The 25,158-nt window shown below is 73.9% G+C and carries 18 protein-coding genes, 1 pseudogene and 1 riboswitch; of the genes and pseudogenes, 5 read left to right on the top strand and 14 right to left on the bottom strand.

Annotated elements, in window-relative coordinates; genetic code table 11:
• Nucleotides 1–184 precede the first annotated feature (184 nt).
• From LX15_RS03595 to gltB, 3 genes are all read right to left on the bottom strand, one after another.
• Nucleotides 185–595, bottom strand: a complete 411-nt coding sequence (locus tag LX15_RS03595) for a hypothetical protein (protein ID WP_253667985.1) — start codon at nucleotides 593–595, stop codon at nucleotides 185–187.
• 155 nt (nucleotides 596–750) lie between these two features.
• Nucleotides 751–2,256, bottom strand: coding sequence for a glutamate synthase subunit beta (locus tag LX15_RS03590; protein WP_253667984.1), 1,506 nt, complete (start codon nucleotides 2,254–2,256; stop codon nucleotides 751–753).
• Nucleotides 2,249–6,853, bottom strand: coding sequence for a glutamate synthase large subunit (gene gltB, locus LX15_RS03585; protein ID WP_253667983.1), 4,605 nt, complete (start codon nucleotides 6,851–6,853; stop codon nucleotides 2,249–2,251). Before gltB ends, LX15_RS03590 begins: the two co-directional genes overlap by 8 nt.
• A 362-nt stretch (nucleotides 6,854–7,215) precedes the next feature.
• A riboswitch (cobalamin riboswitch) is annotated at nucleotides 7,216–7,279 on the top strand.
• A 109-nt stretch (nucleotides 7,280–7,388) separates the two neighbouring features.
• Here gltB and LX15_RS03580 point away from each other — a divergent pair.
• From LX15_RS03580 to LX15_RS03570, 3 genes are all read left to right on the top strand, one after another.
• Nucleotides 7,389–8,360, top strand: a complete 972-nt coding sequence (locus LX15_RS03580) for an ABC transporter substrate-binding protein (protein WP_253667982.1) — start codon at nucleotides 7,389–7,391, stop codon at nucleotides 8,358–8,360.
• Nucleotides 8,361–8,423: 63 nt separating this feature from the next.
• On the top strand, nucleotides 8,424–9,500 hold the full coding sequence (locus LX15_RS03575) for a FecCD family ABC transporter permease (protein WP_253667981.1): 1,077 nt from the start codon (nucleotides 8,424–8,426) through the stop codon (nucleotides 9,498–9,500).
• Entirely contained in the window at nucleotides 9,497–10,285 is a 789-nt protein-coding gene (locus LX15_RS03570; protein ID WP_253667980.1) for an ABC transporter ATP-binding protein, read from the top strand. The genes LX15_RS03575 and LX15_RS03570 overlap by 4 nt, the downstream gene beginning before the upstream one ends.
• A 636-nt stretch (nucleotides 10,286–10,921) precedes the next feature.
• Here LX15_RS03570 and dctA read toward each other — a convergent pair.
• Together dctA and LX15_RS03560 are read right to left on the bottom strand one after the other, a co-directional pair.
• A complete protein-coding gene (gene dctA, locus LX15_RS03565) occupies nucleotides 10,922–12,355 on the bottom strand; it encodes a C4-dicarboxylate transporter DctA (protein WP_253667979.1) in 1,434 nt (477 codons plus the stop codon).
• A 170-nt stretch (nucleotides 12,356–12,525) separates the two neighbouring features.
• A complete protein-coding gene (locus tag LX15_RS03560) occupies nucleotides 12,526–12,792 on the bottom strand; it encodes a ferredoxin reductase domain-containing protein (RefSeq protein WP_253667978.1) in 267 nt (88 codons plus the stop codon).
• Nucleotides 12,793–12,959: 167 nt separating this feature from the next.
• Here LX15_RS03560 and LX15_RS03555 point away from each other — a divergent pair, with 167 nt between their 5' ends.
• Nucleotides 12,960–13,922, top strand: a complete 963-nt coding sequence (locus tag LX15_RS03555; protein ID WP_253667977.1) for a TAXI family TRAP transporter solute-binding subunit — start codon at nucleotides 12,960–12,962, stop codon at nucleotides 13,920–13,922.
• Between the two features lie 14 nt (nucleotides 13,923–13,936).
• Here LX15_RS03555 and LX15_RS03550 read toward each other — a convergent pair whose 3' ends face one another.
• The 9 genes from LX15_RS03550 to LX15_RS03510 all read right to left on the bottom strand — a co-directional run bounded on the left by LX15_RS03550 (nucleotide 13,937) and on the right by LX15_RS03510 (nucleotide 23,977).
• A complete protein-coding gene (locus tag LX15_RS03550) occupies nucleotides 13,937–15,295 on the bottom strand; it encodes a sensor histidine kinase (RefSeq protein ID WP_253667976.1) in 1,359 nt (452 codons plus the stop codon).
• A complete protein-coding gene (locus LX15_RS03545; RefSeq protein WP_253667975.1) occupies nucleotides 15,296–15,967 on the bottom strand; it encodes a response regulator transcription factor in 672 nt (223 codons plus the stop codon).
• Between the two features lie 249 nt (nucleotides 15,968–16,216).
• Nucleotides 16,217–17,407 carry a prolipoprotein diacylglyceryl transferase gene (gene lgt / locus LX15_RS03540; RefSeq protein ID WP_253668019.1) on the bottom strand — a complete coding sequence of 397 codons (1,191 nt, stop codon included), beginning with the start codon at nucleotides 17,405–17,407 and terminating at the stop codon, nucleotides 16,217–16,219.
• Between the two features lie 227 nt (nucleotides 17,408–17,634).
• Complete coding sequence (trpA, locus tag LX15_RS03535; RefSeq protein WP_253667974.1) at nucleotides 17,635–18,429, bottom strand: tryptophan synthase subunit alpha; 795 nt, start codon at nucleotides 18,427–18,429, stop codon at nucleotides 17,635–17,637.
• Nucleotides 18,429–19,682, bottom strand: a complete 1,254-nt coding sequence (gene trpB, locus LX15_RS03530; protein ID WP_253667973.1) for a tryptophan synthase subunit beta — start codon at nucleotides 19,680–19,682, stop codon at nucleotides 18,429–18,431. Before trpB ends, trpA begins: the two co-directional genes overlap by 1 nt.
• Nucleotides 19,683–19,726: 44 nt before the next feature.
• Nucleotides 19,727–20,560: an indole-3-glycerol phosphate synthase TrpC gene (gene trpC / locus LX15_RS03525; RefSeq protein WP_253667972.1), complete on the bottom strand. Its 834-nt coding sequence runs from the start codon at nucleotides 20,558–20,560 to the stop codon at nucleotides 19,727–19,729.
• Between the two features lie 502 nt (nucleotides 20,561–21,062).
• Nucleotides 21,063–21,719 (bottom strand): Trp biosynthesis-associated membrane protein, encoded by a 657-nt coding sequence (locus LX15_RS03520; RefSeq protein WP_253667971.1) that lies wholly within the window; start codon nucleotides 21,717–21,719, stop codon nucleotides 21,063–21,065.
• Nucleotides 21,679–22,290, bottom strand: a complete 612-nt coding sequence (locus LX15_RS03515; protein ID WP_253667970.1) for a hypothetical protein — start codon at nucleotides 22,288–22,290, stop codon at nucleotides 21,679–21,681. Before LX15_RS03515 ends, LX15_RS03520 begins: the two co-directional genes overlap by 41 nt.
• Nucleotides 22,283–23,977, bottom strand: a complete 1,695-nt coding sequence (locus LX15_RS03510) for an anthranilate synthase component I (RefSeq protein ID WP_253667969.1) — start codon at nucleotides 23,975–23,977, stop codon at nucleotides 22,283–22,285. Before LX15_RS03510 ends, LX15_RS03515 begins: the two co-directional genes overlap by 8 nt.
• Nucleotides 23,978–24,495: 518 nt before the next feature.
• Between LX15_RS03510 and LX15_RS03505 the strand changes: the two are divergent.
• Nucleotides 24,496–25,107 (top strand): annotated as a pseudogene (locus tag LX15_RS03505) (TetR/AcrR family transcriptional regulator); the annotation flags it as partial.
• Nucleotides 25,108–25,158: the final 51 nt, after the last annotated feature.

Genomic DNA, 25,158 nt, shown 5'->3' with positions numbered 1-25,158 from the left:
TTGAGATCCAGCACCGGCTGCTCCAACGGCGGCGACAACCGCTCCTTCCCAGACCCACCCGACACCGACGAACCCGAACCACCACCCGAAGCACTCGGCTGACCCGCCACACTCGACGAACAGCCAGCAACCAGGGCCACCAAAGCAGAACCCGCCACCGCCGACACAACAACCCGCCGCACACTCAACCCCTCTGCCGCATGATGTTGGCCTGCTCCGCCTCACGGTAGGCCTTCAACGACGCCTCCAGACTGGCGATCGTCGCCTTGATCGCTTTCTGGTAGGCCAGGTTCGCCTCGTAATGGCAGCCATCCTTGCCCACCGCGACCTTGCTGATCTCCTGCGCGGCTCGCCGACTGTGTGGGTCCTCGGCTGGCGGGTCCACAGTGGCAAGCCTCCTCGCCTGCTCGTTGATCGCAGCCAACTCCTTCAGGACCGCCCTGAGATCGTCGATGAGCTGCTGGGCGTGCTCCGGGTCCACGCTGAACTTGCCGCCGCCCGCGACCACCGCTCCACCCGCGACCGCCTCACCCACGGCACCCATCACGGGCAGACCGGCGGTGAACGAGATCCGGTCCAGGAAGCTCTCTGACATGACTTGTCCCCTCGTACACACAAGATCCGCAGGGCAGTCTCGCACAGGGGGCAGCCGCGAATGTGACGTTTCGTGGCGAGATGGACCACAAGGAGTAGCGCACACGGACGCGCCCCGCCGGTTGGGGAACCGGCGGGGCGCGTCAGGAAAAGGTGTCAGCGAACGGAAAGCGGCAAAGCGGTGGGGTGAACCGGGGCCGGCAGATCCGACGAGCCGGTGAGGAAGCTGTCCACGGCGTGCGCCACGGACCGGCCCTCGGCGATGGCCCACACGACCAACGAGGCGCCGCGATGCGCGTCGCCGCAGACGAAGACGCCGGGAGCGGTGGTCTGCCAGTCGGCGCCGCAGGAGATGGTGCCGCGCCGGCTGAGCTGGATGTCCAGCCCGTCCAACAAGGCCATCGGCTCCACGCCCTCGAAGCCGATGGCGAGCAGCGCCAGGTCGCAGGGCAGCTCCTCGACCTCGTCCGAGACCGGGATGACCTGGCGGCGCCCCTCGGCGTCCTTCTCCACCCGCACCTTCCGCAGGTGCACGGCGCGCACGTGTCCGGCGTCGTCGCCGACGAACCGTTCCACGGCCACGGCGAACTTCCGCTCGCCGCCCTCGTCGTGCGCGGGGTAGCTGCGCAGCACCAGCGGCCACACCGGCCACGGCGACACCGCGTCGTCCCTGACGTGCGGGGGCTCGGGGTACTGGTCGAGCTGGACGACGCTCGCCGCGCCCTGCCGGTGGGCGGTGCCCAGGCAGTCCGCGGCGGTGTCCCCACCGCCGATGATGACGACGTGCTTGCCGGCGGCGCTGATGGCGGGCTCACCGTCGCCCTCGCAGAACCGGTTGGCCGGCACCAGGTGCTCCATCGCGAGGTGCACGCCGGTCAGCTCCCGGCCGGGGACCACGCGGTCGTCCCTGCCGCGCAGCGCGCCGACGGCGAGCACGACGGCGTCGAAGCCGGCCCGCAGCTCCTCGACGGTCAGGTCGACGCCGACCTCGCAGTTGGTGACGAACCGCGTGCCCTCGGCCCGCATCTGGGCGAGCCGGCGGTCCAGCACCGACTTCTCCAGCTTGAACTCCGGGATGCCGTAGCGGAGCAGGCCGCCGAGCCGGTCGTCCCGCTCGAACACGGTGACGTCGTGGCCCGCCCTGGTGAGCTGCTGCGCCGCGGCGAGGCCCGCCGGGCCGGAGCCGACGACGGCGACCCGCCGGCCGGAGGAGACGGCGGCCGCCCTCGGCCGGACCGTGCCCTCCTCCCACGCGGTGTCGGCGATGGTCTGCTCGACCCGCTTGATGGTGACCGCGCCGCCGGCCAACGGGGAGATCGCCAGCACGCAGGCCGACTCGCACGGCGCGGGGCACAACCGCCCGGTGAACTCCGGGAAGTTGTTGGTCGCGTGCAGCCGTTCGCTGGCCGCCTCCCACTGTCCACGTCGGACGAGGTCGTTCCACTCCGGGATCAGGTTGCCCAGCGGGCATCCCGCGCTTCCCGAGTGGCAGAACGGGATTCCGCAGTCCATGCAGCGGGTGGCCTGGGTGCGCACCTGCTGGTCGCGCTCCTCGCGGGGCAGCTCCGCGGAGACCTCGCCCCAGTCGGCGATCCGCTCGGCGACCGGGCGCTTGGCGCCCTCGGCCCTGGCGTGCTTGAGGAAACCGTACGGGTCAGCCACGGGACGCCTCCATCATCGCCTCGTCCTCGTCGCGGCCCTCGGCGCGCGCGATGCGCACCGCCTCCAGGACGCGCTGGTAGTCGCGGGGCATGACCTTGGTGAACGCCGCCGAGCGGCGGGGCCAGTCCCCCAGCAGCGACGCGGCCACCGCGGACCCGGTGAACCGGTGGTGGCGCTCCACGACCTCCCGCAGCCAGCGCAGGTCCTCCGCGCCGAGCGGCTGGAGCTCCACCATGTCGCCGTTGACCCGCACCGGGTCCAGGTCGAGCACGTAGGCGATGCCACCGGACATGCCCGCCGCGACGTTGCGCCCGGTCGGCCCGAGCACCACGGCCCTACCGCCGGTCATGTACTCGAAGGCGTGGTCGCCGACGCCCTCGGCCACGGCGACCGCGCCGGAGTTGCGGACGCAGAACCGCTCCCCGACCCGGCCGCGCAGGAAGATCTCCCCGCTGGTGGCGCCGTAGCCGATGACGTTGCCGGCGATCACCTGCTGCTCGGCCCGGAACGGCGCGTCCGGGTGCGGGCGCACCACGATCCGCCCGCCGGACAGGCCCTTGCCGACGTAGTCGTTGGCGTCGCCGACGAGGTCGAGGGTGACGCCGCTGGGCAGGAACGCGCCCAGCGACTGGCCGGCGGAGCCGGTCAACGTCACGTGGATGGTGTCGTCCGGCAGCCCCGACCCGCCGTAGCGGCGGGTGACCTCGGCGCCGAGCAGCGTGCCGACGGTCCGGTTGACGTTGCGCACCGGCAGTTCCAGCCGCACCGGGCGCGCGTCCTCCAACGCCGCCTCGGCGAGCTGGATGAGCGTGCGGTCCAGCGCCCGGTCCAGGCCGTGGTCCTGCTCGCGCACCCGGCGCGGCGCGGTCCGGTACGGCGTCTCCGGCACCTCGAAGATCGGCCGCAGGTCCAGGCCGCCCGCCTTCCAGTGCTCGACGGCCTCGTCCACGTCGAGCAGCTCGGCGTGTCCGACGGCCTCGTCCAGCGAGCGGAAGCCCAGCGCGGCCAGGTGTTCGCGCACCTCCTCGGCCACGAAGTAGAAGAAGTTCTCCACGAACTCGGGCTTGCCCGTGTAGCGCTTGCGCAGCTCGGGGTTCTGCGTGGCCACGCCCACCGGGCAGGTGTCGAGGTGGCAGACCCGCATCATCACGCAGCCGGCGACGATCAGCGGCGCGGTGGCGAACCCGTACTCCTCCGCGCCGAGCAGCGCGGCGACCACGACGTCGCGGCCGGTCTTCATCGCGCCGTCGACCTGGAGCGTGATGCGGTCGCGCAACCCGTTGAGCAGCAACGTCTGCTGCGTCTCGGCGAGGCCGATCTCCCAGGGCGTCCCGGCGTGCTTCAACGACGTCAGCGGCGAGGCCCCGGTGCCGCCGTCGTGGCCGGAGATCAGCACCACGTCGGCGTGCGCCTTGGCCACGCCGGCCGCGACGGTGCCGACGCCGACCTCGCTGACCAGCTTCACGTGGACCCTGGCCCGCTCGTTGGCGTTCTTCAGGTCGTGGATGAGCTGGGCGAGGTCCTCGATGGAGTAGATGTCGTGGTGCGGCGGCGGGGAGATCAGCGAGACGCCCGGCGTGGAGTGCCGGGTGCGGGCGATCCACGGGTACACCTTGTACCCGGGGAGCTGCCCGCCCTCGCCCGGCTTGGCGCCCTGCGCCATCTTGATCTGGATGTCGGTGGCGTTGACCAGGTACTCGCTGGTGACGCCGAACCGCCCGCTCGCGACCTGCTTGACGGCGCTGCGGCGCTCCGGGTCGTACAGCCGCTCCGGGTCCTCGCCGCCCTCGCCGCTGTTGGAGCGCCCGCCGAGCCGGTTCATCGCGATCGCCAGCGTCTCGTGCGCCTCCCGGGAGATCGACCCGTAGGACATGGCGCCGGTGTTGAACCGCCGGACGATCGCGCTGGCCGGCTCGACCTCCTCGATCGGCACCGGGGGGCGCGCGCCGTCGCGGAACCGGAACAGGCCGCGCAGCGTGCCGCCGAGCCGCGACAGGCGGTCGCACTCCTCGGTGTAGCGGCGGTAGACCTCGGTCTGCCGGGTCCTGGTGGCGTGCTGGAGGAGGAAGACCGTCTCCGGTGTGAACAGGTGCAGCTCGCCCTCGCGGCGGTAGGCGTACTCGCCGCCGACCTCCAGCCGCCGGTGCACCCGGTCGGTCGGGTTCTCGGGGTGGGCCTTGCGGTGCCGGGCCGCGGCCTCCTCGGCGAGCACGTCCAGGCCGACGCCGCCCAGCTTCGAGGTCGTGCCGGAGAAGTACTCGTCGACCAGGTCCTTGGACAGGCCGACGGCCTCGAACACCTGGGCGGCGGTGTAGGCGCCGACGGTGGAGATGCCCATCTTGGACATCACCTTCAGCACGCCCTTGACCAGCGCGGCCACGTAGTTGCGGACCGCGCGCCGCGGCTCGATCCCGGTGATCATGCCCTGGGCGATGAGGTCCTCGATGGTCTCGAAGGCCAGGTAGGGGTTCACCGCCGCCGCGCCGAAGCCCAGCAGCAGCGCGACGTGGTGCACCTCGCGGGCGTCGCCGGACTCCACGACGAGGGCGACCTTGAGGCGTTCCTTGGTCCGCACCAGGTGGTGGTGCACGGCGGAGACCAGCAGCAGCGACGGGATCGGCGCCATGCGGTGGTCGGAGTCCCTGTCGGACAGCACGAGGATGCGCGCGCCGGCGGCGATCGCCTCGGACGCCTCGCGCCGCACGCGCTGGATCGCTTCGGCCAGCGCGCGGCCGCCACCGTCCACCTCGTACAGTCCACTGAGGACGGTGCAGGCGAAGCCGGGCAGGTCGCCGTCGTCGTTGATGTGGATGAGCTTGGCCAGCTCGTCGTTGTCGATGACCGGGTAGGGCAGCTCGATGTGCCGACAGGAGGCGGGCCCGGGTTCGAGCAGGTTCTGCTCGGGTCCCATCACCCGCGACACCGAGGTGACGATCTCCTCCCGGATCGCGTCCAGCGGCGGGTTGGTGACCTGCGCGAAGTGCTGCTTGAAGTAGTCGTAGAGCAGGCGCGGCCGCTGCGACAACGCGGCGACCGGCGTGTCCGAGCCCATCGAGCCGATCGGCTCCGCACCCGCGGTCGCCATCGGCGTGAGCAGGACCCGCAGCTCCTCCTCGGTGTAGCCGAACGTGAGCTGGCGCCGCACCACCGAGTCGTGGCTCTGCACCACGTGCTCACGGTCGGGCAGGTCGGCCAGCTTCAGCAGGCCCGCGTGCAACCACTCGTCGTAGGGCAGCGCGGCGGCCAGCTCGGTCTTGACCTCGTCGTCGTCGACGATCGTGCCCTTCGCGGTGTCCACCAGGAACATCCGGCCCGGCTGGAGGCGGCCCTTGGCCACCACCTGGTCGGCGGGCACGTCCAGCACGCCGGTCTCGCTGGCGAGCACCACCCGGTCGTCGGCGGTGCGCCACCACCGCGCCGGGCGCAGGCCGTTGCGGTCCAGCACCGCGCCGACCAGCGTGCCGTCGGTGAACGTGACGCAGGCCGGACCGTCCCACGGCTCCATCAGGCTGGCGTGGAACTGGTAGAAGGCGCGCCGCGCCGGGTCCATCTCGACGTGGTTCTCCCACGCCTCCGGGATCATCATCAGCACGGCGTGCGGCAGGCTGCGGCCGCCCAGGTGCAGCAGCTCCAGCACCTCGTCGAAGGAGGCCGAGTCGGAGCCGTCGGGCTGGCAGACCGGGAACAGCCGGGACAGGTCGCCCGGGATGAGGTCGCTGGCCAGCAACGCCTCCCGCGCCCGCATCCGGTTCCGGTTGCCCCGGATCGTGTTGATCTCGCCGTTGTGCGCGACGAACCGGAACGGGTGGGCCAGCGGCCACGACGGGAACGTGTTCGTGGAGAACCGGCTGTGCACCAGGGCGATCGCCGTGGCCAGCCGCTCGTCGGTGAGGTCGGGGAAGAACACCGGGAGCTGCCCGGTGGTCAGCATTCCCTTGTAGACGATGGTCCGCGCCGACAGCGACGGGAAGTACACACCGCAACCGGCGGTGACGCTCTCGTGCTCGGCGCGCTTGCGCAGGCAGAACGCCAGCCGGTCCAGGGCGAGGCCGGCGGGGACCGGCGCGTCGGCCAACTCGGCGCCCTCGGGGTCCTCGGGCAGGTCGGCCCCCGCCACGAACAGCATGGCGAAGTGCGGCATGCACGCCCTGGCCGTGGGGCCGACGCCCGCGGCGTCCGGGTCGACCGGCACGTCGCGCCAACCGAGCACGCGCAGCGACTCCTGCCCGGCGATCTTCTCGACGAGCCGGACGGCGGCGGCGCGCTCGTCGGGGTCGGCGGGCAGGAACGCGATGCCCGCGGCGTAGCGGTGCTCGCCCTCGGCGGTCGGGGGCGGCAGCGCGACGCCCAGCCGCGCGGCCTCGGCGCGCAGCAGCTCGTCCGGGAGCTGGAGCAGGATGCCGGCGCCGTCGCCGCTGGTCGGCTCCGCGCCGGCGGCGCCGCGGTGCTCCAGGTTCGCCAGCGCGGTGAGGGCGTCCACCACGATTCCGTGCGACCGGCGGCCACGGACGTCCGCGACCATCGCGACCCCGCACGCGTCCCGCTCCTCGCGCGGGTCGTACAGGCCGGTCGGGCCGGGGATGGCGGAGAAGATCACGGCAGACCTCCTTCGTCGTCCTCGGGCTCCGCTCACCGGAGCGGAGCTCCATGGGTGGGGGTGGACGGGACGACGATGGCCCGCAAGGAAAGGCCCGCGACGACGATCGCGGGCGATGTTGCGGCGACTGTAACAGCCGCGAAACGCCAAATCACCCCTTCATGAGTGATCCTCACCATGCGGGTGTAACGATTCGAGCGACGCGACCGACAGGGCACCCGACACACGCCCCGCCGCGGACCGAGGGTCCGAGCGGCGGCGGCGTGCCCTCGACCACCCTACGCCCTGATAGCGTTCCCCCGCCGGCCAGCGGGGGGAGGCGAGCACTCCGGCCCTGGTCGGCGGCGTGTCGCGGCAGCGAAGCCGGTGCGAGTCCGGCGCTGTCCCGCAACTGTGAGGGCCGCCCCGCGCGTCGCCCGAGCCAGGTCGCCTGCCCGAGCGCCGACACCGAACCGCTCCCGGAGCAGGGGTGTGGTGTCCGCCGCCTCGTCCGCGCGGGCCAGCGCCCCGCCCGCCGACCCACCATCGAGGAACCATGACCGGCCACTCCCCCCGTCCCGGGCGCCGCGCGCGCGGCCGTCGGCTCGTCGCCGGCGTCGTCGCCCTGCTCACCCTGGTCGGGCTGACCGCCTGCGCCAACCGGGAGCAGGCGGCCGACCCCAACGCCACCGGCTCCGCCACCACCTCCGCCGGCGCGTTCCCGGTCGAGGTGTCCGTGGCCGGCGGCAAGCCCGTCCGGCTGGAGAAGAAGCCGCAGCGCATCGTCTCGCTGAGCCCCACCGCCACGGAGATGCTGTTCGCGGTCGGCGCCGGCAGGCAGGTCGTCGCCGTGGACAAGCTGTCCAACCACCCCGCCGACGCGCCCAGGACCGAGCTGTCCGGCTTCAACCCGAACGTCGAGGCCGTCGCCGGGCACAACCCCGACCTGGTGGTGGCCTCCGACGACCGCAACAACCTGGTGGCCGGCCTGGCCGCGGTGAAGGTGCCGGTGCTGCTGCTGCCGGCCGCGAGCACCCTCGACGGGACGTACGAGCAGCTCAAGGCGCTCGGCAGGGCCACGGGGCACGCGGCGGAGGGCGCCGACGTCGCCCAGCGGACGCGCGCGGACGTCGAGAAGGTCGTCAAGGACACCCCGAGGCCGAACCGGCAGCTCAGCTACTACCACGAGCTGGACAGCAAGCTGTTCTCGGCGACGTCGAGGACCTTCATCGGGCAGGTCTACAACCTGTTCGGCCTGCGCAACATCGCCGACGCCGCCAACTCCGCCTCCGGCGACTACCCGCAGCTCTCCGCAGAGCACGTGGTCAACGCCAACCCGGACCTGATCTTCCTGGCCGACATGGAGACCCCGCAGGCCGTGGCCGCCCGGCCGGGCTGGCAGGACCTGGCCGCCGTGCGCGGCGGCAACGTCGTGTCGCTGGACCCCGACACCGCCTCCCGCTGGGGCCCGCGCGTCGTCGAGCTGGTCCGCCAGGTCGGCGCGGCGGTCGCCAAGGCCGGGAAGTAGGCCACCGGCCGGCGGGGTGAGGGGTAGGTCGCCCCCCACCCCGCCGGCGAGCGGCCACCAGCGATGACGACGTCCACCCAGACACCCGCCGGCCCGACGGGCGCGCGCCCGCTGCCCAGGGCCACCCGCCTGGCGGCCCGCCACGTGGCGCTGACCGTCCTGCTCCTCGCCGCCGCCGTCGCCCTCTCGGTGCTGCTCGGCGCCATCGACCTCGGCTGGCGCCGGGTGCTCGCCGAGGTGGTCGCGCAGCTCACCGGGGGCACCTCCCCGCTGTCCGAGCGCGAGGCGGCGATCCTGTGGCAACTGCGGGTGCCCCGGGTCGTGCTCGCCGCCCTGGTCGGGGCGGCGCTGGCCGGGTCGGGCGCGGCCTACCAGGGCGTGTTCCGCAATCCGCTCGCCGACCCGTACCTGCTCGGCGCGGCGGCCGGGGCGGGCCTGGCGGCGACCCTGGTCATGGTGGCCGCCCCGGGGGCCGGCCACGGCGCGCTCGGCCCGGTGCCGCTGGCCGCGTTCGTCGGCGCGGTCGGGGGTGTCGCGCTGAGCTGGGCGCTGGGCCGCTCCGCCGGCAACGGCACGGCGACGCTGGTGCTGGCCGGCGTCGCGGTGAGCGCGTTCCTCACGGCGGTCCAGACGTTCGTCCAGCAGTTGCGCAGCGAGACCCTGCGCGAGGTCTACACGTGGATGCTCGGCGGGCTGGGCACGACCGGGTGGGACGAGGTGCTCGTCGTGCTGCCCTACCTCGCGGTGGCGGCGGTGGTGCTGTGCCTGTCCGGCCGCCTGCTGGACCTGCTCGGCCTGGGCGACGAGGAGGCCGGCGCGTTGGGCGTGCGCCCCGCCGTCGTCCGGGTCGTGGTGCTGGCGGCGGCGTCGCTGGCCACGGCGGCGGCGGTCGCGGTGAGCGGGCTGATCGGGTTCGTCGGCATCGTCGTGCCGCACCTGGTGCGGCTGACCACGGCCGCGAGCTACCGGGTCGTGCTGCCGTTGTCGCTGCTCGGTGGCGCCGGGTTCCTCGTGCTGGCCGACACGGTCGCCAGGACCGTGCTCGCGCCGGCCGAGCTTCCGGTCGGGGTGGTCACCGCGTTCGCCGGCGCGCCGTTCTTCGCGCTGGTGCTGCGCAGGGCGAGGGGACGCGCGCGATGACCGGCTCCGAGGGCGCTCCCGCCCTCCAGCTCCGGGGCGTCAGCGCGGGCTACCGGGGCCGGTGGGTCGTGCGGGACGTCGACGTGACGGTGCCGTGCGGCGCGTGGGTCGCGGTGATCGGCCCGAACGGGGCGGGGAAGTCGACCCTGCTCAAGGCCGCGGCCGGGCTGGTGGACCACACCGGCGAGGTCCTGCTGGCCGGCCGGCCGCTCGGCGCGATGGGGCGCGCGGCGCGGGCCAGGGCGGTCGGCTACGCGCCGCAGACCCCTGAGCTGCCCGAGGGCATCACCGTCACCGACTACGTGCTGTTCGGGCGCACGCCCCACCTGGGGCCGCTGGCCAGGGAGAGCCGCGCGGACCTGGAGATCGTCGCCGACGCCCTGGCCCGCCTGGACCTGGCCGACCTGGCGCACCGGCCGCTGCGCACGCTGTCCGGGGGCGAGCGGCAACGCGCGGTGCTGGCCCGAGCGCTCGCGCAGCGGGCCGACCTCCTGCTGCTCGACGAGCCGACGACGGGGCTGGACATCGGTCACGCCCAAGCCCTGCTCGACCTCGTCGACGAGCTGCGCCGGGCGGACGGCACGACCGTGGTGAGCACGCTGCACGACCTCACGTTGGCCGCCCAGTACGCCGACGAGCTGGTCCTGGTCGACCGCGGCGCGGTGGTCGCGGCCGGTCCCCCCGTCGAGGTGCTCACCGCAGACCTGTTGGCCGCCCGCTACTCGGCGCGGGTCACGATCCTCACCACGCCCGACGGCACTCCGGTCGTCGCCCCCGTCCGCTGACAGTCACACCGACAACGCCGCTTGGTGATGCGCCTGAGGGGGCGACCTCTACCGGGCGTCTTTCCCAACCTCCACTCAGTCGGGCGACCCCGCACCTCCCGTTTCTGTCAGTGCCCCATGAGACGTTTGAAGTGGGGGGTTCCCCATAACTAAACCCTGTGTATATCGAAAGACTGTGTCGACCCAGGGTCTCAGGTCGCTGACCTGGAACTTGGGGGCTATCCGGGCAGCTTCACCTAACTCGGAAGCACCGCTGATCGGTAAGGGAAATCGAGGAGGACGGGCCGTCCCGCGAAGCGGGAGGCAACCCCTCCATCGCTGGAGAGCGATCACACGATGAGGGCGTCGTGGTTTTTCACTCGCACCGGTGACACCGAATCTCCCGTTTTTGTCGGACCTCCGTGAGATGTTTGAGATGGGGGTTCCCCCAATACTGAACTCTGTAGTGGACAAGAGACTGTGTCGCGGCGATGGCCGGGCGATCATGCGGAGGCTCCCACGAGGAGAGGGCGGGATCGCCGTCCCCCAGGGATGGCGATCCCGCCCTCGGCGGGGGCGGCCCGGCGTCAGCGGGCCGACACGGGCTCGGCGGAGCCCGGCGTCAGCGGGCCGACACGGGCTCGGCGGAACCTGGCGTCAGCGCGCCGGCACGGGCTCGGCGGCCCGCCCGGCCGGGCCGGATCCGCCCTCGGACCCGGAGCCACCCTCCGGACCGGTCCCGCTCTCCTGGTCGGCGCGGCCGGCCCGCTCCTCCGCCTTGAGCAGGGCGTCGACGTCCACCAGTTCCGGCCGCTCCAGCACCGCGCGCAGCCGGTCGAGGTCCAGCGCTCCCTGCCAGCGGGCGACGACCATGGTCGCCACGCCGTTGCCGACCAGGTTGGTCAGGGCGCGGGCCTCGGACATGAACCGGTCGATGCCGATGATCAGGGCGATGCCGACGACCGGGATGGTGTCGCCGAACGCCTGCAACGACGCCGCGAGCGTCACCAGGCCCGCGCCGGTCACCCCCGCCGCGCCCTTGCTGGACAGCAGCATGAACAGCAGCAGGCCGAGCTGGGTGCCGAGCCCCACCTCGTGCCCGGTGGCCTGGGCGATGAAGATCGCGCCCATCGTCAGGTAGATGCAGGTGCCGTCGAGGTTGAACGAGTAGCCGGTGGGGATGGTCAGTCCCACCACCGACTTCTGGGCGCCCGCCGCCTCCAGCTTGACCAGCACGCGCGGCAGCACGGACTCGCTGGAGGACGTGCCGAGCACGATCAGCAGCTCGTCCTTGAGGAAGCGCACGAACCGCACGACGCTGAACCCGACCAGCCGGCACACCACGCCGAGCACGACGAACACGAAGATCAGGCAGGTCAGGTAGAACGCGCCCATGAGATAGGCGAGCTTGGTGAGCACCTCGTTGCCGTACTTGCCGACGGTGAACGCCATGCCGCCGAACGCGCCCACCGGCGCCGCGTACATCACGACCTTGATCACGCCGAACATGACCTTGGCCGTGGTGTCCAGCGCCTCGACCACCCTGCGGCCGCGCTCGCCCATGCCGGAGACGGCCACCGCCACCAGCACGGCGAGCACGAGCACCTGGATGAGCTGGTTGTCGGTGAACGCGCCGAGGAACGACTTCGGGACGAGGCTGAGCACGAACCCGGTGATCCCGCCGGCCTCCGCCTCGCCGGCCTTCTTGATCGTCTCGGCCGCGGCCTTCTCGTTGACCGCGATGCCCAGCCCCTCGCCCGGCCGCAGCACGTTGACCACGACGAGCCCGATGGCCAACGCCAGGGTGGTCATGACGGTGAAGTAGCCGATGGTGCGCAGGGCGAGCCCACCGGCCCTGGCGAGGTTGCCCAGTCCGGCGATGCCCACGACGACCGTGCAGAAGATGGTCGGCGCGATGACGATCTTGACGAGGTTCACGAACAGGTCGGCGAGCCACTTCATCTGCGCCGCCTGCCGCGGGAACCCGATGCCGACCAGCACGCCCAGCGCGATCGCCACGAGCACCCAGAAGTACAGGTGTCGGTAGAACCGCCGGCGTGGCCCGGTCGCGCCCACGGGGGTGCCGCCCACTGCTCCTCCTCACGTTCCGCGAGTGGTCTCCGGCGGGAGATGCTCGTGACACCCGTCTCAGTGCGGCAAGTCACACACCCGAAACTTGGGACCGCTCTGACGTTGCCGCAACCGGCGCGTAACCGGAGGGTGGGGCGGGCCGGCGGCGAGGGGCCGGCGAGGTGGTCCGCTCAGAGCCGCTCAAGCTGGTCGTGGGCCCACGCGGTCACGAACCCGCCGGTGTCCAGGCGCACCCGGCACTGGACGTCGACCCGCAGACGGGGCGAGTACGCGCGGCGCAGCGACTGCCCGTCCGCGTCCGCGACCGGCGGGGGCGGGCCGAAAACGATCACCCGCTCGGTGCGCTGCACGGTGCCCTCCAGACCCGCCGGCAGCCAGCAGTCCTCGGTGAGCGGCAGGTCCACGACGAGGCGGCAACGATCTCCCTCGCGGAACACGTCCCAACGTCCCTTCCCCGGTCCGGCTGACGCCGACCACCCGTCCGGGACCGAGCGGCCGATCGTCCTTCATCCCTGACGACGCATGGTGCGCCCGGACGTTCCGCGAGGGGGACCCCAGCCACCCGAACAGCGCAAGCGCCCGCCGCCGGACTAGCCTCCGCCGGGTGGACGGAAGGCGGGTCACGCGCCGGAGCCTGCTGCTCGGCGCGGCGGCGCTCCCCGCGCTCACGGCGCTCACAGCGCTTTCGGCGCTCGCCGCCTGCTCCTCGCCGACGCGCACCGCGCCCGAGGAGCTGGTGCTGACCACCGGCCCGGAGGGCGCGGTGTTCCGGGAGATCGGCGCGGCGCTGGCGGCGGCGCTGGCCGACCACCTGCCGGGGACCAGGGTGCTCGCCCGGCCGAGCAGCGCCTCGGTGGAGAACCTGGCCCGGTTGGCCGGTGGCGAGGCCCAGCTCGGGCTGGCGTCGCTCGACGCGGTGATGACCGAGCCCGGCCGCTGCCCGCCCGGCCTCGGCGCCGTCGCCCGGCTCTACGACAGCTTCCTGCACCTCGTGGTGCCGGCCGGCTCCCCGGTGCGGGCGTGGGGCGACCTGGCCGGCCGACGGGTGGCGATGGGCCTGGACCGGTCGGGCACCGCGTTCACCGTGCGGCGCCTGCTGCCGCTGACCGGGGTGCGGTTCGAGGAGCTGCTGCTCAGCCAGGCCGACGCGGCGGGCGCGCTGGCCGAGGGGACCATCGACGCGTTCCTCACCCTCACCGGCATCCCGACGCCGGCGATCAGCCGGCTCGCCGAGCGCGCGCCGATCCGACTCGTCCCGCTGGCCGGCGAGGCGGTGGCCCTGGCCAACGCCCACCCCGGCCCGTACGTCCCGGCGACGATCCCGGCCACGACCTACCCCGACGTCCCGCCGTGCCCCACGGTCGCGGTGCCCAACCTGTTGCTGGCGCGGGACGACCTGCCCGCACCGGTCGTCGAGGTGGTCACCGCGACCGTCTTCACCGACGCGGCCCGCATCGCCGGCGGCCACCCGGAGGCGCGCCGGATCAACGTGCGCACGGGCATCGCGACCGGGCCGGTGCCCCTGCACGCCGGAGCGGCGGCCTGGTTCCGCTCGGCCAAGCGCTGACGCGAGCCGGGCGGTCAGCGCCGGAGCCGCACGACGACCTCCAGCCCACGCGGCGACGCCGGGCGCACGTCCAGCTCCCCGCCGGCGGCGACCACGAGATCGGCGACGATGGCCAGGCCGAGACCGGTGCCCGGCACGTTCTGGTGCCGAGGCGAGCGCCAGAACCGGCGGGTCGCCGCCGCCCGCTCCTCCTCGTCCAGCCCGGCGCCGTCGTCCACGACCCGCAGGTCCACCCCGTCGTCGCGGACGTCGGCCCGCACCTCGACGCGGCTGCCGCCGGACAGGCGCACGGCGTTGCCGACCAGCTCGTCGAGCACGCTGCCGAGCCCGCCGGGCGGCGCGAGGGCCGTCAGCCCGGCCGGCACGTCCGTCACGAGCGCCATGCCGGCCCGCTCCGCCTGCGCCCGCCACCCCGGCTCGTGCGTGGCGACGAGGACGTCCAGCTCGACCGGCTCGGCCGCCGCCGCGCTGTCCAGCCGGGTCGCGGCCAGCAGGGCGTCGAGCACGCGCCCCATCTCGGCGGTCTCCTCCACCGCGAGCCGGTGCGCCTCGCGGGCCGCCTCGCCGGTCAGGTGCGGCTCCAGGTTGTCCACGGCCAGGCGCAGGCTCGCCAACGGGTTGCGGAGCTGGTGGGAGGCGTCGGACACGAACGCCCGCTGCCGGCGCAGCGCGCGGCCCACCACCTCGACCATCGTGTTGAACGAGCGGGCGAGCCGGCGCAGCTCGGGCGGGCCGTGCACGTCGGCGCGCGCGTCCAGCCGGCCGCCGGCGACCTCGGCCGTGGCCTCGTCCAGCCGCCGCACCGGGCGCAGCACCCACCACGACACCGGCCAGGCCGCCGCCACCATGGCCAGCACCGGGACCAACCCGACCAGCGCCAGCAGGCCCCACTCCCGCCACACCTGGCCGCGCAGCCCGTCGGTGGGCGAGACGGTGACGACGGCGGCGACCACCTCGCTGTCCCTGCCGACCGGCTCGACCACCGCGAGCGGGTCGTCCCGCCACGGCCAGCGCACGCGCGGCGCGTCCGGCCGGTACCCGGCGAAGGCCGCGTCCAGCCCGGCCACGACGTCCGATGTGGACAGATCAATGCGGTCCCGTGAGGACAGCAGCACGCGGCCGCCGGGCGCGACCAGCGCGGCCGGGATGCCGTACAGCTCGTCGTACCGCGCCAGCTCGTCCCGCAGCGCGGCGGTCCTGCCGGAGGCGAGGGCGTTCTCGGCCAGCGACGCGAACCGACCGGCGTCCGCGAGCCGGTCCAGGTACGTCGACTGCGTCTCCCGCTGCGCCACCGCGATCGCGAGCGGCACGCCAAGTGCACCGGCCAGCAGGACCAGCAGCGGCAGCAGCACGAGCAGCAGGCGGCGCAGCATCTAACCGTCCACTGCGACCAGTCGATAGCCGACGCCCCGCACGGTCTCGATCCGCAGCCGGCCGCCGAGTTTCCCGCGCAGCGCGGCGACGTGGGTGTCGAGCGTGCGCGAGGGCGCCTCCCACGTGGCGTGCCAGACCTGGTCGACGATGTGGTCCCGGAGGACGACGCTGCCCGCGCGGGCAGCGAGCAGCGCCAGCAGGTCGAACTCCTTGCGGGTCAGGGACAGCGGCTGGCCGGAGACGGCGGCCGTGCGTGCCCCGGTGTCCAGCTCCAGCTCGCCGACCCGCAGCACGGGGTGGTCGGGGGCGGTGGCCCGTGCCGCCCGCGTCCTGCGCAGCACGGCCTCGATCCTGGCCAACAACTCGGCCGTGCCGAACGGCTTGACCACGTAGTCGTCCGCGCCGCTGCGCAACCCGGTGACGCGCTCGCGCTCCTCGCCGCGCGCGGTCACCGCGATCACCGCCGTGCTCTCGCTGCGGCGCAGGCGGCGCAGCACGTCCAGCCCGTCGACGTCCGGCAGCCCGAGGTCGAGCAACACGACGTCGGCCGGAGCGGCCCGCAGAGCGGCCGCGCCGGTGGCGACCCGGCGCACGTCGTAGCCGGCGTGCCGCAACGCGGTCACCAGGCCCCTGGCCACCCGGTCGTCATCTTCGACGACGAGGATGCGCATGGTCGTCGATCGTATGCAATCGTCGAGCTTTGCCCGGCACGCATCGTCCGCGATATCCGAACAGGCCCCGATGACACTCGTGTGCGACAGCCGAAGCGATCCGACCTGGTCCTGGTCGGTCGTCCACGCTCAGGGCCCTGGTCGGCCTCGTCGATCGTCCGCGACAGCGGTCCGGGAACCGGCACGGAACGCATGCGACATCCGCCCTCCGGCTCCCGGACCGCCATCCTGAGAAAGCCCCCTGCCCGCTCAGGTCGTCGGGCCACCGGCCCCCGATCCGGGCTTCTGGTCGCCGCCGTGCTCGGACAGCGTGTCCGCGCGCTCGGCGGACCGCGGCGCGCCGCTCGCCGTCGGCTCGGTGGGCGCCGCCATGGTGGGCGTGGCTTCCTCCGGCCGGTCGGCTCCGCCGGCGGCGCCGGTGCCAGGCTCGGAGCCAGAGCCAGAGCCAGAGCCGGAGCTGGAGCCGGAGCCGGAGCCGGAGCCGGAGCCGGAGCCGGAGCCGGAGCCGGACAGCGTGGCCGAGCTGGCGGCGCCCTCGTCCACTCCGTCCCCCTGCGCGGGGGTGTCGCCACCCGCCGCGTCCGCGCGGACGGCCGACAGGTCCTCCCTCGACCCCCGCACGAGCAGCAGGTAGGCGACGGCGGCGAGGAAGACCACGATCGAGGTGATCACGTTGATCCGCTGGCCGAGCACCATCCTGGCCTCGTCGGTGCGCATCAGCTCGATCCAGAACCGGCCAGCCGTGTACGCGGCGACGTAGAGGGCGAACACCCGGCCCCTGCCCATGCGGAACCGGCGATCGGCCCAGACCAGCAGCAGGGCCACGCCCAGGTTCCACAGCAGCTCGTACAGGAACGTCGGGTGGACGACCTTCTCCGGCGTGTGGTTGAGGGCGACGCCGCCGAGCGGGTCGTCCAGCCCGGTCGCCTGGTCAACGCGGTGGTAGATCTCCAGGCCCCACGGCAGGCTCGTCGGGCCGCCGAAGAGCTCCTGGTTGAAGTAGTTGCCGAGCCGGCCGACCGCCTGGGCGGTCACCAGGCCGGGCGCGATCGCGTCGGCCACCACGGTCAGGGGCACGCCGCGCCGGCGGCAGGCGATCCACGCGCCCACCGCGCCGAGCGCGACCGCGCCCCAGATGCCCAGCCCGCCCTGCCAGATCTTCAGCGCGTCCAGCGGGTTCTTGCCGTCCCCGAAGTACTTGTGCCAGTCCGTGGCCACGTGGTAGAGCCGCCCGCCGACCAGGCCGAACGGCACCGCGAACACGGCGATGTCGGTGATGGTGCCCGGCTCGCCGCCCCTGGCCGCGAACCGCTTCTCCCCCCACCAGATCGCCACGACGATGCCGGCGATGATGCACAGGGCGTACGCCCTGATCGGGATCGGGCCGAGGAACCAGACGCCGCGGTCGGGGCTCGGGATGGTGGCGAGGAAGGCCGTCAAGCTCACGGCCCCACCGTAGCGACCGCGGCGCGCGCCCCCGCACGGCGGACTCGTCCGCCGTCGCAAATCGTTACTGACCTGCCCACGAGAGGCCGAGGGTCACCCAGAACAGCGTCCCCGGCGGGGTCGCGGCACGCGCGACCCCGCCGGGGGAACCAATGGACAAGGGCGCTTCTCAGTCGCTCCGGAGTCCCAGCGACGCGACGCCCACGGCGAACCGCCCGGTCTCACCCGGACGTGGGGACCTGGTCCCGCACGCCCTCGGCCAGCTCGGCGGCCAGGCCACGCACGGCCGCGTCGCCCTCCGCCGCCTTCGCGACGAACGCCGAGCCGACGATGACCGCGTCCGCGAACGCCGCGACCTCGGCCGCCTGCGCACCCGACCGCACACCCAGCCCGACGCCGATCGGCAGGTCGGTGTGCGCGCGGGCGCGGCCGACCAGGGCGGGAGCGGCGTTGCTGACCGCGTCCCTGGCCCCGGTGACGCCCATCGTCGACGCCGCGTACAGGAAGCCGCTGCTGGCGGCCGCCGTGCTGGCGATCCGCTCCTCGGTCGAGGACGGCGCGATCAGGAAGATCCGGTCCAGGCCGTGCTCGGCGCTGGCGGCCAGCCAGTTCCCCGCCTCCTCCGGGATCAGGTCCGGGGTGATCAGCCCGAGCCCGCCGGCCGAGGCCAGGTCGCGGGCGAAGGCGTCCACGCCGTACCGGTGCACCGGGTTCCAGTAGGTCATCACGACCGCGTGGCCCCCGGCGGAGGCGACCGACTCGACCACGGAGAACAGGTCACGCAGCCGGAAGCCGTTGCGCAGGGCCTCGTCGGCGGCGGCCTGGATGGTCGGCCCGTCCATCACCGGGTCCGAGTAGGGCACGCCGACCTCGACCAGGTCGCAGCCGGCGTCGAGCATCGCGGCCAGGGTGCGGCGCGAGCGCTCGACGGTGGGGAACCCGGCCGGCAGGTAGCCGACCAGGGCGGCGCGGGCCTCGGCCCTGGTGGCCTCGAAGAGCTGGTCCAGCCGCGACATCAGGCCTCTCCCCGCTCGTTGCTCCCGGCGGCGGTCTCCGAGCCGGTCAGCCCGAACCAGGTGGCCGCCGTGTCGACGTCCTTGTCGCCCCTGCCGGACAGGTTCACCAGCAGCACGGCGTCCCCGCCCAGCTCCCTGCCCAGCTTCAGCGCGCCGGCCAGGGCGTGCGAGGACTCGATCGCCGGGATGATGCCCTCGGTGCGGGACAGCAGCCGGAACGCCTCCATCGCCTCGGCGTCGGTGACCGGCCGGTACTCGGCGCGGCCCTGGTCCTTCAGCCACGAGTGCTCGGGGCCGACACCCGGGTAGTCCAGGCCGGCGGAGATCGAGTGGGCCTCGGTGGTCTGGCCGTCCTCGTCCTGGAGCAGGTAGGACCGGGCGCCGTGCAGCACGCCGGGGCTGCCGGCCGTGAGGGTCGCGCCGTGCCGGCCGGAGTCCACGCCCTCGCCGCCCGGCTCGCAGCCGACCAGCCGCACCCGCGGGTCGTCGAGGAAGCCGTGGAAGATGCCGATCGCGTTGGACCCGCCGCCCACGCAGGCCACCACCGCGTCGGGCAGCCGGCCGACCTGCTCCAGCATCTGCGCCCTGGCCTCCACACCGATCACGCGGTGGAAGTCCCGCACGATGAGCGGGAACGGGTGCGCGCCCGCCGCGGTGCCGAGCAGGTAGTGGGTGGTGTCCACGTTGGTCACCCAGTCGCGCAGCGCCTCGTTGATGGCGTCCTTCAGCGTCCGCGAACCGGTCGTCACCGGGACCACCTCGGCGCCGAGCAGCCGCATCCTGGCCACGTTCAGGGCCTGGCGCCGGGTGTCGACCTCGCCCATGTAGACGACGCACTCCAGGCCCATCAGGGCGCACGCGGTCGCGGTGGCGACGCCGTGCTGGCCCGCGCCGGTCTCGGCGATGACCCGCTTCTTGCCCATCCGCCTGGTCAGCAACGCCTGGCCCAGCACGTTGTTGATCTTGTGTGAGCCGGTGTGGTTGAGGTCCTCGCGCTTGAGGAACACCCGCGCCCCGCCCGCGTGCTCGGCGAAGCGCGGCGCCTCGGTCAGCAGCGACGGCCGGCCGGCGTAGTCGCGGAGCAGCCGCTGGAACTCCCCGACGAACGCCGGGTCGAGCCGCGCCTTCTCGTACTCCGCCGCCAGCTCGTCCAGCGCCGCGATCAACGCCTCCGGCATGAACCGCCCGCCCCAGGGCCCCCAGTGCCCGCGCTCGTCCGGGTCGTGCGGGGTCGGGTGCAGGGCGCTACTCATCGGCATCTCCTGACTTCGTTGACTCGCGACGCCCGCCGCCCGGCCTAGCGGCCGGGGCGCGGGCAGGCCGGATGGGACCCCGCCGTCACCAGTTGGGTGACAGCCGTCCTCGGGTCCTCACTGGTCACCAGGCCCTCGCCGACCAGCACGGCGTCCGCGCCGGCCCCGGCGTAGGCCATCAGGTCGCTGGGCCCGCGCACACCGGACTCGGCGATCTTGAGGATCTCGCTGGGCAGGCCGGGGGCGATCCGGCCGAACACGTCCCGGTCGACCTCCAGCGTCCGGAGGTTGCGGGCGTTGATGCCGATCACCTTCGCCCCCGCCTCCAGCGCCCGGTCGGCCTCCTCCTCGGTGTGCACCTCGACCAGCGCCGTCATCCCGAGCGACTCGACCCGGTCCAGCAGCGACACCAGCGCGTTCTGCTCCAGCGCCGCCACGATCAGCAGCACCACGTCGGCGCCGTGCGCCCGCGCCTCGTGCACCTGGTACGGGGTCACGACGAAGTCCTTGCGCAGCACGGGGACGTCCACCACGGCCCGCACCGCGTCCAGGTCGGCCAGCGAGCCGCCGAAGCGCCGGCGCTCGGTCAGCACGCTGATCATCCGCGCGCCCGCGGCCTCGTAGTCCCTGGCCAGCGCGGCCGGGTCGCCGATGGCGGCCAGCGACCCCTTGGACGGGCTGGCCCGCTTCACCTCGGCGATGACGCCGACGCCCGGGGCCAGCAGCGCGGCGACGGCGTCCCTGGCCGGCTCGGCCCGCGCCGCCCTCTCCTTGATCGTCTCGAACGGGACGAGGGCCTCCCGCTCGGCGAGATCGGCCCGCACCCCGTCGATGATCGCGTCCAGCACGCTGTCGTGCTGCGTGGCCCGCTCGCTCACGCGGCCTCCCCCTCGGCCATGGCGGTCGCGCCCGGGACGGTCGCCCCGAACCCCGCCGAACACCCGCTCCCGGCCGCGGCGGGGCGCCTCCGTCCTGGGCTCAGCGGGCCGGCCGCACCCAGGCCCGATGTTCGCTGGTCGCGCTCGCTCACGACACTCCCCTTCCCCGCCGCCGGGTCGCCTCTGGATGCTAACCCCGGTCATCCCCCGGTCCGGGCACCGGGTAGCCGAATCCGCCCTGCGTAGCAAGGCCCTTCCCCCTCCCGGCGGCACGCGGGGCCCCTGCTCCGAACACCCTTACCCGATCGGCGCCCCCGGTGGAGGCGGAACCGGGAAGACCGCGAGAAACAAGATCACCCAGGTCGCGCCCGGCGTCCGGTCGGTCGCGCCCCCGCCGGGGCCGCGGACAGGGACGAGCATGATCATCGCCAGGGTCGCCTCCGGAGAGGCCCGCGGGCCGGCCGGCGTCGGTCCCGGGGCCGAACCCCGAGCCGCCCGACGCTCAGTCGGCCTGGTCGCGGGGTCCGTTCGTGGGGTCCTCCCCGGCGTCGAGCGCGTCCCACATCCGGCGCTGCGGGTCCATCGGCGGCGCGCCAGCCGAGGGCGCCCGGTACTTCTCCCCCATCCGCGGCATGCGGTGTCCGCGCAGCACGAGCACGACCCCGGCGACCACGACCGCGCCGGCGCCCACGCCGGCCAACGCCAGCGCCCACGGCCGCTGCGCCTCGGCGGAACGGACCTTCTCCGCCTGTTGCGGGCTGAGGCGGGCGGCGCTCCCGTGCCCCTCATCCGCCTGGAACCCAGCCTGGAACCCAGCCTGGAACACCGTCAGCCAGAGCACAGAGGCGGCGATCACCGCCAGCAGCGCGCCGAGCACCCGACGCACCCACCCGCCCGTCGCCACCACGGCGGCGATCCCGGCCAACGCCAGCAGCGCCAGCGGCACCAGAGCGGGGCTGTGCTCATCGCCCTCCCGCAGGGCGACGGTGACGGCGCCCCCCGGCCGCTCCTCGACGAGGGCCGTCCAGGCCAGCCGCGAGGAGCCCCACAGCGCGCCGGCAGCGAGCACCAGCAGCAGCACGACGACCCACATCGGACGTCGCGCCGCACCGCGCCCCTCAGGCGTCGTGCCCGCCGTCTTCCCGGTCCCGTCGACCATCGGATTCCGTCTCCTCACCGTGGTGTCCCGCTCCTGGGCCACCCCGAAGCATGAACGTCGCCCCCACGACGAGGTGTGCCGCGGCCCCCACGGTGACGAACAGACCGAAGAACTGCCCCCACGTGTGGAGGACCTCCGCCTCGACGAACCGCCCCTGCGACAGCACCTGGAGGCCGGGTGGGGCCGTCAGCGCGGGCCAGAGCTGCTCGCACCACACCGCGAGGCCGAACACCACGAGCAGCGCGCCCACCAGCCTGGCCGGCCAGCCGAGGAACCGCTCGGGCAACGGCAGCCAGGGCACGGCCTGGAGCACGCCCGCGACCATCAGGAGGACCCCGAGCAGCGCGCAGGCCAGCGGGACCCAGCCGTCGCCCCGCCCCGCCTCGGCCACGACCGCGACGTCCAGCGGACGGTACTCGAACCAGCCGAAGTCCTCCTGGGGTGCCAGCGGACCGAACACGCCGAACACCATGGCCACGGTGAGCCACAGGAGCAGCGCGCCCGTGGCGGCGAGCAGCACCCCGAGGACCGGCCTCGCCCTCCGGGGGCCGGAGGGGACGGACTCAGACACCCCGGTCGGCCTCCGGCACCACGACCGCCGCGCCGTTCGACCCGTTCGACGGAGCGTGCGCCCGCTGGCCACCCCCGTTGACGTCGGCCCCGCCAGTGCCGTCGCCGTCGACGCCGCCGTCGACGCCGTCAACCGGCAGCAACGGCACGGTCGCGGCCAGCCGGAACGTCTCCGCCGTCGCGACCGCGTTGAGCACGGCCCGTGCCTTGTTCAGGCACTCGGTGTCCTCGGCGACCGGGTTGGAGTCGGCGACCACGCCGGCTCCCGCCTGCACGTGGGCCACGCCGGCGCGCACGACGGCCGTCCGGATGGCGATGGCGGTGTCCGCGTCGCCCGCGAAGTCCAGGTAGCCGACCACGCCGCCGTACAGGCCGCGCCGGGTCGGCTCCAGCTCCTCGATCAGCTCCATCGCCCTCGGCTTGGGCGCGCCGGAGAGGGTCCCGGCGGGGAAGCAGGCCGTGATCGCGTCGAACGCGGTGTGGCCCTCGGCCAGCTCGCCGGTCACCGTCGACACGATGTGCATGACGTGGCTGTACCGCTCGACGCGGAAGAAGTCGGCGACGCGCACCGAGCCCGGCCGGCAGACCCGGCCGAGGTCGTTGCGGGCCAGGTCGACGAGCATGAGGTGCTCGGCCCGCTCCTTCTCGTCGTGCAGCAGGTCCTTCTCCAGCAGGAGGTCCTCGTCGGGGTTGTCCGACCGCCACCGCGTACCCGCGATCGGGTGCGTGGTGGCCCTGCCGTCGCGCACGGTCACCAGGGCCTCGGGGCTGGACCCGACGATGTCGAAGCCGTCCAGCCGGAGCAGGTACATGTACGGGCTGGGGTTGGTGGTGCGCAGGACCCGGTAGACGTCGAGGGCGTCGGCGGTGGTGGGCAGGTCGAACCGCTGCGAGACCACGATCTGGAAGGCCTCGCCGGCGCGGATCGCCTCCTTGGCGCGCTCCACCGCGGCCTGGTAGTCCTCGGCGCTCCGCCGCCGGGTGAACCGGGGCGGCGTCGCGGTGAAGGCGACCGCGCTCGGCGGGGCCGGCGTGCACAGCGCCCTGGTCATGGCGTCGAGGCGGGCCACGGCGTCGTCGTAGGCGGCGTCCACCCGCTCGTCGGTGTCGTCCCAGTTCACCGCGTTGGCGATGAGGGTGATGGTGCCCTCGTGGTGGTCGAGCGCGGCCAGGTCGGTGGCCAGCAGCATGACCGTCTCGGGCAGCCCGAGGTCGTCCTCGGCCAGCTCGGGCAGCCGCTCCAGCCGCCGCACCGCGTCGTACCCGACGTAGCCGACCATGCCGCCGGTCAGCGGTGGCAGCCCGGGCAGCGGGTCGGTGCGCAGCGCCTCGACCGTGGCGCGCAGGGCCTGGAGCGGGTCGCCGCCCGTGGGCAGCCCGACCGGCGGGTTGCCCACCCAGGTCGCCTCGCCGTCGACGACGGTGAGCGCCGCCGCGCTGCGCGCGCCCACGAAGGACCAGCGGGACCAGGAACGGCCGTTCTCCGCCGACTCGAACAGGAAGGTGCCCGGACGGTCGGCGGCCAGCTTGCGGTAGACCCCCACCGGGGTCTCCCCGTCGGCCAGCAGCCGCCGCACGACCGGGATCACCCTGCGGTCCGCGGCCAGCGCGCGGAACTCCTCGCGGCTGGGCGAGACCGGACCGACCCCCAGGGCGGCGCGCACGCCACTGCCATTGGCGCTGAGCATGCGGGCCATTCTGCCGACCCAGGGTCACCCGTCGGCGGCAGGCCCCGGGTTGGGAGCCCGCTTCCCACGAACTGGAACGGACGGGGAACCCACGGGACCCGACGGGGAGGCTCGGGCTGGCGGCCGGCGTTGACCGCGCCCGATTCGACGACCTACCTTTTCATTCCCTGTTGAAAAGGGCGAACGCCCACACCTGGCGGGCAGGAGCGCGCCGCGCCGCCAGCCCCTGCTCCCACGGAAGCCGCGCGTTCACCGGAGATGATGACAACGTGGTTGGAGGCGCTGAGCACGGCGACGTCCCCTGGACGGGCGACGCGCGGAACGACGCGGTGGACGGACACGACGAGGCGGGGCAGCCCGGGGTACGGGAGCCAGCGACCGACCGCGGCCGCGGCGGGGGCGCGGGCGCGGGCGCGGCGGGGCACAACCACGTCGGGGCGACCGACGCGACCGCGGGCGGACCAGCCGACAGGGCGCCTGACGGAGCGGCTGGCGCGACGACGGACGGGGCGCGTCCCCGCCGACGGGGACGCCGCCCGGCCGGGGAGGACACGCGCGCCGCCCTGCTCGACGCCGCCAGGGCCGAGTTCATCGAGCAGGGGTTCGACGGCGCGACCGTGCGGGCGATCGCCCGCAGGGCCGGCGTGGACCCCGCCATGGTCAACCACTGGTTCGGCGGCAAGGAGGGGCTGTTCACGGCCTCGGTCATCCGACTGCCGATCCGCCCCAGCGAGATCATCCAGCGCCTGCTGGCCGGCCCGGCGGAGTCGGTCGGGGAACGCATGGTCCGCACCTTCCTCACGGTGTGGGACAACACCGGCGGCGGTCAGTTCACGGCGTTGGTCCGCAGCGTCGCCGGCACCGAGATGGCCGCCACGGCGTTGCGGGAGGTGTTCGTCCGCAAGGTCTTCGCCCGCGTGATCGCCGAACTGGGCATGGACCGGGGCGAGCTGCGGGCCACGCTGTGCGGCAGCCAGATCGTCGGACTGGGCATGGCCCGCTACGTGCTGAGGCTGGAACCGCTCGCGTCCGCCGACATCGAGACGGTGGTCGCCGCGATGGCCCCGAACCTCCAGCGCTACCTCACCGGCGACATCGGGACCGCCGGCGCCGGGCCGTCCGACGGGTGAGGCCGGGGAGGGCGCACACCGAGAGGGCCGCCGGATCGATGATCCGGCGGC

The sequence above is a fragment of the Streptoalloteichus tenebrarius genome (genome assembly GCF_024171885.1).
GTDB lineage: Bacteria > Actinomycetota > Actinomycetes > Mycobacteriales > Pseudonocardiaceae > Streptoalloteichus > Streptoalloteichus tenebrarius.
Note: the sequence above shows the minus strand (reverse complement) of the source record. Positions and strands in the feature narration are given on the sequence as shown.